Below are 10,526 nucleotides of genomic sequence, written 5' to 3'. Positions count from 1 at the left end.
GGCGGGCGCCGCCCCCCCCTCAGCGCCCGCGGCGGGGGTGCCCGCCCGTCCACAACCCGCGCGTGCCCCCCCCCCCCGCCCCCGCCCCACCACACCCCCCCCCCCCCCCCCCGACTGTTGTCGTCCATGTGCCGCATAGCGGAGTACATTGAGACTTGTCTCTGACAAGTGTCACTCGACGCCTCACAATGACGTGAGGGCTGAGGAAGCACTTCTCACAACGGCGTGAGAGGTGAGGAAAATGAGCGACCGAAAGGTGGTTCTGTTCAAAAAGTGGCCGATGGCATCGGCATTCGCGGTCTTGCTGATCGCGGCGAGTGCCGTGCTCGGCCCGCATGCCGCGGCACGGTCGTGTACCGCGGTGGATCTGGTGGTGGCCAGAGGAACCCAGGAACCGGGGTACCTCGGAACTTTCGTCGGTGACCCGCTGTACGACGCGATGCGGCAGGCACTGCCGATGAGCATCCGTGCGTATCCGGTGAACTACCCTGCGAATCCGACGGATGTAAGTGCAGGTAGCGCTGATCTGGTCGCGCACGTCGCTGCGCAAGCCGCGACCTGCCCGGACGAAGAGTTCGTACTCGTTGGCTACTCGCTGGGCGCTGGCGTGGTGCACGCCGCACTCGGCACCGGTATCGCCGCCGGACTGCCAGGCGTTGTGCAGCTTCCCGGCGATCTCGTCGACCGGGTGGCCGTCGTCCTGCTCTTCGGTGACCCGCTGCGCTCGATCGGATGGAGCGTTCCCGGCCAGTACTCCGACCGCACCGCCGAATTCTGCGCGGCCGGTGACCCGGTCTGTGGCGGGGGAACCGATCCGGGTGCGCACGCCCGCTACGGCGATTTCATAGGTGCCGCAGTGGGATTCAGTGCTGCGCATCTGTAGCGCGTCGATCAAGGCGCCACGGTGCAGCCGCAGCGATCGAGATCGTCGAAAATCCGCAGGCAGCGTGGGCTTCCGGCGGGTGTTGGCACCCACCTGGGCAGTCCTATACTGACCACGACAGCCCGTTCCGTCTCGATCAGAACATGAGCCCGAGCCGATGACCGAACTCGTCTCGCGCGCGCAGGGCGTCCGGTTCGACGAGCTCGCGCTGGCGACGCGCAACCACGGCATGCAACTCGAGGGCATGCGGTACGACATCACGCCCATCGGCATGCACTACCTGCTGATTCATTTCGACATCCCCGAGATCGATGCATCGTCGTGGCGACTGCGGGTTACCGGGAATGTCGAGCGCGAATTAGAGCTGTCGCTCGACGACATCAGGTCGCGACCGGCGACGACGATTCCGGTCACCCTCGAATGCGCGGGTAACGGACGCACGGGGATGGACCCGCGCAATGTCAGCACACCGTGGGGTCTCGAGGCGATCGGCACGGCGGCATGGACGGGCACCGCACTCGGTGGGATTCTCGACGACTGCGGTATCCGCGACGAGGCGGTCGAGGTCGTATTCACCGGGGCCGATCGCGGATTCCAGGACAATGTGGAGCACAACTATCAACGCTCCCTGAGCATCGGCGAATGCCGCAGACCCGAGATTTTGCTCGCCTACGAAATGAACGGCGCGCCGCTCCCGCCGCAGCACGGCTTTCCATTGCGACTGCTCGTGCCCGGCTGGTACGGCATGACGAGCGTCAAATGGTTGCGGAATATCGAAGTCGTGGACCGGCCCTTCACCGGGCTCCAACAGGCGGTGGCCTATCACTACCAACGCGAGGTCGACGATCCGGGGGTACCGGTTTCGCGAATCAAGGTGCGTGCGTTGATGATTCCGCCTGGCCTTCCCGATTACCCGAGTCGGCGACGCACGGTCGACGCCGGTGCGGTCCTCCTCCGCGGTCGTGCGTGGTGCGGAACCTCGCCCGTAGCGCGAGTGGAAGTCGGCGTCGACGGTGTCTGGCGGGACGCCCAATTGGATCGCAGCGCCGCCGAATTCGCCTGGTGCAGTTGGGGTTACACCTGGGATGCGCGACCGGGCGAGTATCGACTGAGCTGCCGGGCCACGGACGCGGATGGGAATGTGCAACCGACCGAGCAATTCTGGAATCGCCAGGGCATGGGAAACAACCTGATTCAGGAGTTCCCGGTAACGGTCCGTTGATCGGTGAACCAGCGCCGAATACGCGTGGCCGCGAATTCCGCCTTCTCGGTTGCCAATTCGGTCGAGGGTGTGACGAACGGCGCGACCGGCTTCGGCCCGGAAAGGAAGTCGGCGTCGACCTTGCCTACGAGTCCGTCGCCGAATTCGATGTAGCAGGAGCCCTGGCCGAGATACTTTCTGGGTGCGGGCGTTCCGCGCAGTTGCGCGGCGATATGCGCGGCTACCGTGCGGGCGGCGTTCTCTGCGAACACCCCTGCGCGCGGCACCGGCGCGTCCGCGCAGTCACCGATGGCATAGACGCCCGGATACGGGGTGGCGAGGGTTCGCGGGTCGACGTGGATCCAACCATCGGCGCCGTCGACGGTCAGCCCGGATGCCTCGACCACGGGCGGGACGCAATGGGTCGGGATGCCGATGAACAGGTCGTAGGCGATGTCACCGGTGCGGGTCTGCGCTACATGGTTCGCCGGGTCGAGCGCGTGGACCCGCCGCCCTGGAGAGTAGTCGATGCCACGTTGTGCGAGCGCGTCGACAAGCGCCGCGGAGGTGTCCGCGGAGACCGGGATCGGTGAGTCCATCGGCGTGAGCACGTGCATGCGGGTGCGATCGCGGATGCCGCGACGGGTCAGCAGTTCGTGCAGCAGCATCGCGCCTTCGTAGGGTGCGGGCGGGCATTTGAACGGAACGCTCAACACCGAGACGAGAACGGTGCCACCGTCGAAATGGGCCAGCCGATCGCGCAGTCGGCAAGCTCCCTGGATCGAGTAGTACTCGTGACCGTCCGCTACGAACCCCGGAGTTGCGGCCGGGTCGTAATCGGCGCCCAAAGCGACAACCAGAAAGTCCGGGTCGTAGCTGGTGCGGTCGGTGACGACGCGGCGGGTCTGCGGGTCGATCGAAGTGACCTGCTCCTGCCGGAACTCGACCCCCGGCAGGACCAGGTCGCGGTAGCTGACGCGCAGGGATTCCGGGGTCCGGTCGCGAAACAGGATCTCCAGCTTGGAGAAGCCGAACGTGAACCCGTCGTTGCGGTCGACCAGTATTACCCGAACCTCGCCGGGCAGTGACTCGGACAGGCAGGCCGCCAATTCCAGTCCGCCGAATCCGGCCCCCAGAACGAGCACCGTCGGCGTTCGAACATTCGCGGGTATCGACATAGTTGAACGCTTTCATCTCGGGAGATGGTGCTGGTGTGGAATCGCGTGTTGTGGCGAGTTACCCCGATAGTCCGTCGTTCACGAGCGTGTTGATCGCGTATCCATTGTGCGCGCCACGCCGACCGGATGGAACCCGGCCTGATCGCAGCTTGCGCATGACCGACCGGGCGGGTAGTCCGGATACCAGGAGGTGTTCGATGTCGCCCTCCGCATCCGATCCCCTGACGCGGACACAGGAAGTCATCGTGTCGTCGGAGTCCATCCGGCTGACGGGGATACTGGCCGTCCCAGAGAACTCCACCGGTCTGGTCGTCTTCGCGCACGGCAGCGGTAGCGGCCGACACAGTCCGCGAAATCGGCTGGTCGCCGATGTGCTGAATCGGGCCGGGCTCGCGACCATGCTCGTCGATCTGCTGACCGCGACCGAGGAAGGTGACCGTGGGCGGGTCTTCGATATCGAGTTGCTCGCCGAGCGTCTCGTCGCGGTGACCCGCGGACTTCGCACACGGGCGGTTCTTGGCGGGCTTCCGACTGGATATTTCGGGGCGAGCACGGGTGCCGGTGCCGCATTGTGGGCGGCCACCGAACCCGGCGCCGAGATCGCGGCCATCGTCTCCCGTGGCGGCCGCCCCGACCTGGCCGGTCCGCGGCTGGCGCACGTCCGCGCGCCGACGCTGCTCATCGTCGGCGGCAACGATCGCCAGGTGCTCGAGCTCAATCGCGAGGCCCAACTGCGGATGCCGTGTCCGAGCGAGATCGATGTCGTCCCCGGCGCGACGCACCTGTTCGAGGAGCCCGGTGCGCTCGAGCAGGTGGCGGATCTGGCCCGCGACTGGTTCCGCCGCCACCTCAGTGTTGTGCGGTCTTGAACACCAACGGTATGTCGTCGGGCCGCGGTGCGACCCGGGTGCCGAAGTCGCGACTGATGTGCTCGATCGTCTCGCACAGCCATTGAGCTTCGTTGCGCGTGGCCGATTCCAGGCGCATCCGCCGGATCCGCAGTGGAATCATTCGCGTTTCCAGCACGCCAGCATCGATGGACACCAGATATAGCAACCGCAGCTCCGGGCGATAACGCTCGTAGCCGCGGATGCCCTCGTAGTCATCAATGACATCACCGCACCCATACAGAATCGGTTTGCCCCGGTAGATCTCGATCGGTCGCGGATGGTGTGCGGAATGCCCGTGCACGAGGTCGATTCCGGCATCGATCAACCGATGTGCGAACTGACGTTCACTCACCGGCACCCCGTAACCCCAATTGGGGCCCCAATGTACGGAGACGATCGCGATATCGTCATTGCGCTTGTGCGCCAACACTTCTGCCGCCACCTCGTCGGCGGCGCGAATATTCGGTGTATCGCCGATCCACCACAGCCCCGGCCGATCGCGGCGAGCCGCCCAATGTTGCGGAACCCCACTCGATCCCGCACCGACCGAGACGATTACCACTCGTCGCCCGTCATCGAGTTCCGATATCGCCGGGGCCCGGGCATGGTCGAAATCCGCGCCTGCCCCCGCGCGCTGGATGCCTGCGTCATCGAGTGTCGCCACCGTGTCCGCGAGCCCGCGAACACCGAAATCGAGAATGTGATTATTGGCCAGCGCGCACACGACCGGCGCGATTGCGGTCAACACCGGCACATTGTCCGGGTTCATGCGGTAGTGGATGCCTTTGAGCGGTGCGAACACGCCGTCGGCGGTGATCGCGGTTTCCAGATTGATCAGTCGTACCTGCGGGGAGAGCTGAGCAATGATCGCCAGGACATCGCCCCATGGGTGGCCGAAATCCACGGGACGGTCGAATTCACCGTTCGTCTGCTCCGCCAGTTCCGCATACGTCCGCGCATCCTCGACGCACCGTTCGCGCAGCGTCGGATCACCGGGGTGCGGGAGAATCTGATCCACACCGCGGCCCACCATGACGTCGCCGCCCAGCAGCACCGTCGCCATACCCCATTGTCGATCATGTCCGCGCGGGGCGTTGCGCTTCTTGATAACCTGTTCACGTGCTCATCGAGGTCGACAGACTTTAGCCGCCCTGTCGAAGGCGGCCTCCCTCTGATCGCACACTCATCTCATCACTCGAGAGATCTTTCCCGTGTGACTCGGTTCTGGCTGTAGCGCCGCGTCGGTGACCTGTTCACGACCGTGGCGCCGCGCCCTTCGTCAGCATCCGCAAAGTACCGAAACCCCTTCGCGCCCATGGCCACCGCGACCTCGGCGCGGTACTTCGCGGCCGCTCGCTCACGCGAGCAGGAGGAGTCGACCGAACCATGTCCATGTCCACGCAATCGGCCATCACATTGCGGAACCTGTCGTTCGAATGGCCCGACGGAACCCTCGCGCTTTCCGGTGTCAACGGCGCATTCACCAGCGGTCGCACCGGTTTGGTCGGCCGTAACGGCGCTGGTAAATCGACGCTGTTGTGCTTGATCGCCGGAATTCTGACACCGACGTCCGGTCGGATCGAATCCGTCGGCGAGGTAGGTTACCTGCCGCAGACGCTGACCCTCGCCCGCGAGACACCATCGCGGGCTTGCTCGGTATCGCGGACAAACTCGCCGCGCTACGCGCGATCGCGCTCGACGCGAAAGTCCTTGCGGCCCAGGATGTCCTGGATTCCGCCGCAGCGCGTGTCCGCCGCCAGGAGAATATCCATCTCGAACTGCCCGACCCGATGTGCCGCGCAGTCGGCGTATCGCGGAACTGCGCGACGGCGACCGAAGCGTCGTCATCCAAGGTCCGGAACGGGTCGCCCTGGTCGGCCCCAACGGCGCGGGGAAGTCGACACTGCTCGAGAACCTGCTCTACGGTCGGCATCCGGAGCGCGGCACCCTCTCACCGACCGCGTCGGATATCTCCCGCAACGTCTGGATGATCTGGACGAACAGACCAGCGCGCTCGACAACGTCCACTCGGTGGCCTCGACCACCCCGCCGGCCACGATCCGCAACCAATTGGCCCGGCTACTGCTGCGCGGCAGCAGTGTCGAGCGCCCGGTCTCGACCTTGTCGGGTGGCGAGCGCTTCCGAGTGTCCTTGGCGCGCTTGCTTCTTGCCGATCCTCCGGCGCAGTTGCTGATCCTCGACGAGCCGACCGACAACCTCGACATCGGTAGCGTCGAGCAACTCGCCGAAGCATTGGCCGCGTATCGGGGTGCGCTCCTGTCGTCAGCCATGACCACCCGTTCCTGCGACGGCTCGGCATCGACACCGTCATCGAGCTCGTATCCGACGGCAGCATCCGGGCGCGCGGCTCCCTATAAGCGGTCCGGCGGCCTCGTCGTTCGGCGAGGCCGCCGCAGCGGTGGCAATTCAGAGGTGGTCGGCGTCGATGATCGCCTGTGCGAACGGGCGCGGGGCTTCCTGAGGGACGTTGTGTCCGATGCCATCCAGGACGCGGTGCTCGTACTTGCCGGTGAACTTGGCGCGGTACGGTTTTCCGTCCTTGGCGGCGCCGTCGAAGTCGCTGCCGATGGTGATGGCGGGCACAGTGATGGCCGGTCCGGTGGCGAGTTGCTGCTCGTAGGCGTCGTATTGCGGCTCACCCGGCGCCAGGCTCAGTCGCCACCGGTAATTGTGGATGACGATGTCGACGTGGTCAGGATTGTCGAAGGCGGCGGCGCTGCGGTCGTAGGTGGCGTCGTCGAAGTTCCACAGCGGGGACGCGTGCTGCGAGATGAGTTTGTTGAAGTCGTGCCGGTACCGGCAACTCATCCGTCACCTGACGGCGTCTGCGACGTAGGACCGGTGAGCTACGAGGCTCATCGGCTCCAGGCTGTCGAGTTCGCGGCGGCCTGAAGCAGTTCCAGCACCATCGGTGGTGCGTCGTCGTGTTCCAGTTCGGTCAGGATCTCCGAAATGTGTGGTACAGCATCGGCAACGGTGCGCACGAGGCCTTGTTCAGCGCACAGCACCAACGCGGGTAGTGCGCCCTCCTGGGCGTTCCGGTGGCGTCCGGCGGTCCACAGGCAGGCCGCCCGCAACAGTCGCGCTTGGACGAATGCTCTTGGGCGATGCTGAGTTTCGATCTCGCGCACCATCTGGTCGGCGCGGTCGCAGGCTAGATCAGCCAAGTGGTCGGCAAGCAGGAGCCGGATCGCGGAGTCTTGTTCCAATTCGGCGATGCCGGCGTGAATCGTTGTGTCTTGCTTGCGGTATGGCGGCAGCCGCCGGAGTGCATCGCGGGTCTCGGGCGGAATCGGCAGACCGAGGCGGATGCGTTCGTTGACCATGCGAGCGGCCAGGCGCGGCAGTGACTCCTTCTCAGCGATCGCCGCACCCTCGGTCAGGCGTTGTTCGGCGGCGGCGAGGTCGCCGCGTATTGCTTTGATGCGTGCGCCGGTACCGAAGCTGGCGAGCAGGAACCAGACCGCGCCACCGTGGCGGCCGAGATCAGCACTCGAGTCGAGTAGTTGCTCGGCTTCATCGAGGCGGTTCTGCTCGTAGCGTATGGAGCCGAGCAGGGCGCCGGACATCCGTGAACCGTAGGTTTGCGAGCGGCCGCGACGCGTGCGGGCGATTGCGGCATCGAAATGTTCTTCGGCGGCGGCGAGGTCGAGCTGTTCGAGCGCTGCCAGACCGGCGACGCACCTGCCGTACATCACCCCGAACGGACCTTTGCTACGACGGTGGTATGGGGCTGCCCATTGCTGCCAGCGGCGGGCCTCGGTGAAGTCGAACCGGTTGAGTGCATCGATGGACGCGAGATTCGCCGCGTTGGTGGCGGTGAACGGGGTGTCGGCGTCCTCGAGATGCCGGGCCAGGAGGTCTGGCAGACCTTCGAATCGGTCGGTGACGAACTGTGCTGCGCCCGTGATCGTTTCCGCCTCGATTCGCAGTTTGGTCGCCTCGGTACCGGCTGCCGCACCGGCGTCCAGTGCGGCATCTACTTGCTCCAGCGCCAGCCGAACCTGTTCAAAGCGCTGTAGTCCGACGTTGGCCCAGGCGCGGCAGATCTGTAGCCTCGGTCGCGACTCCGCCAGGCGTTGTGGCAGTTTCGTGAGCAACCCGAGGAACGTCGCCATGCGAGAGCCTTCGATGAGGTCCATGGCCCGTCGTTCGACCAGATCCGCGGCGTAGTCCGGATCGTCGGCGGCCAGTGCGTGATCGACTGCGGCGGTGACGATCTCGTGCTCATCGCACCACTCGGCCGCACGGCGGTGCAATTGTGTCGGGCGTGCGGGATCACGGCGGACAAGTCGACGCTGCAGGTAGTCGGCGAACAGGTGGTGGTATTGGAACCACTGGTCCTCTTCGTCGAGGCGGCGCAGGAACAGGTTTCGGTCAGCTATCTCTTCGAGTAGTTCCTGGCTGTCGGATCGGTCCGTCAGCCGAACCGCGAGATCGGCGCACACTCGCTCCGTGATCGCCGTGGCCAGTAGGAATTCCAGTAGCGGAGGCTCGAGTGAGTCGAGCACGTTCTCGGCGAGGTAGTCGGCAAGTGCCCGGTGGCGGCCGGTGAGCTTGTCGATGAACGCGCCGGGATGATCGTTGCCGCGCAACGACAGCGAAGCCAATTGCAGTGCGGCAGGCCAGCCTTCGGTCATTTCCTGCAGGCGTTTCACATCGTCGGTGGACAACGACAGCCCACCGGAGTCGACCAGGAAAGCACCTGTTTCGTGAGGATCGAAACGCAGCTCCGCGACATCGATTTCGACCAGTTCGTCGCGCACCAGCATGCGACTCAGGGGCAGACACGCTCGGGTCCGGCTTGCGATGACCAGCCGTAGGTGATGGCAACCGTGCTCGAGCAGGTAATCCAGTGCGGCACATGTGGTTTCGCCGCGAACCCGGTGCCAGTCATCGATCACGAGCACCATCGCCTGCCCACCCGAGTGGATTTCGTCGATCAGCGCGGACAGCACGTATCTTGCGGTGTCGGAGGATCGTTCATCCAGTAGGGTGCCGAGTTCACGTGCCAGCTCCGGAGCTACGCGCCGGATTGCCTCGACCAGATGGGCGAGGAACCAGGCGATATTGTCGTCGTCCGGGTCGGCTGTCAGCCATGCCACCGGGACGTCCTCGGCTGCCAGCGCGGTGGCCCATTGCAGCGCCAGGGTGGTCTTGCCGAATCCGGCCGGTCCGTGGATCAGCGTCAGGCGCCGGTCGCCGCCGCCACGCAACAGCTTTAGCAGCCGGGTGCGCGCGATCATCGTATGGGGTGCGGCCGGCGGACGGAATTTCATTGCCGTGCTGGGCGGCGGGGGCGGTGTCGCCGCCTCCGGGGTATGCGAGGCCGCGGGAACCGCTGTGGCCGAACCGGATTCGATGACTGTCGAGGGCAGTGCCAGAGCGTCCACCGCCTGGCCGGTTTCGTGTTGGATGCGCCGCAGCATTTCCCCGAACTCGATCGCCGACCTCGGCCGGTCGGCGGGCTTCGCTGCCATGGCCGCCTCGATGGCCGCGCACACCGCAGTGGGGATGTGCTGATCGCGCAGAGTGGGTGCGGCGGCGGTGGCGATCCGGGCAAGTTGCAGTTCCAGTGGTTCACCGGTGCGGCGTGCGAATGCGGCTCGCCCGGCCAGCAGGCAGTGCAAGGTAGCGCCCAGGCCGTAGATATCCGAGATCGGGTTGGGCGTCGCGCCACCGAGCACCTCGGGTGCGGTGAATGCGGGCGTGCCCTGGACGGTGCGCAGGGATGAGGTGGTGCCGTCGCCGAATTGTGCGATGCCGAAGTCGGCGAGCTGGGGTTCGCCGTAGTCGGTGAGCAGAATATTGCCGGGCTTGACATCGCGATGCACGATGCCGATCGCATGGGCTGCGGCCAGCGCTGCGGCCATCTTGACGCCGATCGAGAGCACTTCCGGCCAGCGCAGCGGTCCCGAATCCCGCAGCACGGTCTCCAGTGAGCCGCAGGCGTAGAACGGCATGACGATGTAGGGGCGGCCGGTGGCGGTGATGTCGACCTGCAGCACCTGGAGGATGTCGGGGTGTCCGAACAGCCGCCCTAATGCACGCTGTTCCCGGAGGAATTGCTCGCGTTCGTCGCCGCTGACCTCGGACCTGAGCAATTTGACCGCGACGTGGCGTTCGAGTGCGTATTCGTAGCAGCGATACACGACGCCGAAGCCGCCATGGCCGATTTCGGTCGCGTCGCCGAATCCGGCCGCCGCTAGTTCCGCCGCGATTCCGCTGGGGAGGTCTCGCTGTGTCGCGGCCTCGTCGAGTTCGTCCATCGAATATTCGCCGGCACCTCCGAGTCAGAGCATCCACCCCCGACCTGTGCAATCAACGATAGCGCCGTTGCGGACGGGCGGTAA

Annotated in this window: 5 protein-coding genes and 4 pseudogenes; 5 read left to right on the top strand and 4 right to left on the bottom strand. The window is 65.6% G+C overall.

The window, feature by feature from the left end; genetic code table 11:
* Positions 1 to 241: 241 nt before the first annotated feature.
* Both ACFYOW_RS02380 and ACFYOW_RS02375 read left to right on the top strand, forming a co-directional pair.
* Positions 242 to 883: a cutinase family protein gene (locus ACFYOW_RS02380; RefSeq protein ID WP_387283746.1), complete on the top strand. Its 642-nt coding sequence runs from the start codon at positions 242 to 244 to the stop codon at positions 881 to 883.
* Between the two features lie 157 nt (positions 884 to 1,040).
* Positions 1,041 to 2,105, top strand: coding sequence for a sulfite oxidase (locus ACFYOW_RS02375; protein WP_387283744.1), 1,065 nt, complete (start codon positions 1,041 to 1,043; stop codon positions 2,103 to 2,105).
* Here the strand turns inward: ACFYOW_RS02375 and ACFYOW_RS02370 are convergent.
* Entirely contained in the window at positions 2,078 to 3,262 is a 1,185-nt protein-coding gene (locus ACFYOW_RS02370) for an NAD(P)/FAD-dependent oxidoreductase (RefSeq protein ID WP_387283742.1), read from the bottom strand. The genes ACFYOW_RS02375 and ACFYOW_RS02370 overlap by 28 nt on opposite strands.
* A 215-nt stretch (positions 3,263 to 3,477) precedes the next feature.
* Here ACFYOW_RS02370 and ACFYOW_RS02365 point away from each other — a divergent pair.
* Positions 3,478 to 4,131 (top strand): annotated as a pseudogene (locus ACFYOW_RS02365) (dienelactone hydrolase family protein); the annotation flags it as partial.
* Here the strand turns inward: ACFYOW_RS02365 and ACFYOW_RS02360 are convergent.
* Entirely contained in the window at positions 4,112 to 5,215 is a 1,104-nt protein-coding gene (locus tag ACFYOW_RS02360) for a CapA family protein (protein WP_387283740.1), read from the bottom strand. The pseudogene ACFYOW_RS02365 and the gene ACFYOW_RS02360 overlap by 20 nt on opposite strands.
* A gap of 323 nt (positions 5,216 to 5,538) precedes the next feature.
* On the opposite strand from ACFYOW_RS02360, the pseudogene ACFYOW_RS02355 reads away from it, so the two are divergent.
* Both ACFYOW_RS02355 and ACFYOW_RS02350 read left to right on the top strand, forming a co-directional pair.
* Positions 5,539 to 5,715 (top strand): annotated as a pseudogene (locus ACFYOW_RS02355) (ABC transporter ATP-binding protein); the annotation flags it as partial.
* Between the two features lie 229 nt (positions 5,716 to 5,944).
* Positions 5,945 to 6,303: pseudogene (locus ACFYOW_RS02350) on the top strand (ATP-binding cassette domain-containing protein); the annotation flags it as partial.
* 276 nt (positions 6,304 to 6,579) lie between these two features.
* On the opposite strand, the pseudogene ACFYOW_RS02345 reads toward ACFYOW_RS02350, so the two are convergent.
* Both ACFYOW_RS02345 and ACFYOW_RS02340 read right to left on the bottom strand, forming a co-directional pair.
* A pseudogene (locus ACFYOW_RS02345) lies at positions 6,580 to 6,969 on the bottom strand (alpha/beta hydrolase); the annotation flags it as partial.
* A gap of 59 nt (positions 6,970 to 7,028) precedes the next feature.
* Positions 7,029 to 10,442, bottom strand: coding sequence for a protein kinase (locus tag ACFYOW_RS02340; protein WP_387283739.1), 3,414 nt, complete (start codon positions 10,440 to 10,442; stop codon positions 7,029 to 7,031).
* Between the last annotated feature and the right edge of the window lie 84 nt (positions 10,443 to 10,526).

Origin of the sequence: Nocardia sp. NPDC006982 (assembly GCF_042869435.1) — a bacterium.
Taxonomy (GTDB): Bacteria; Actinomycetota; Actinomycetes; order Mycobacteriales; family Mycobacteriaceae; genus Nocardia.
Note: the sequence above shows the minus strand (reverse complement) of the source record. Positions and strands in the feature narration are given on the sequence as shown.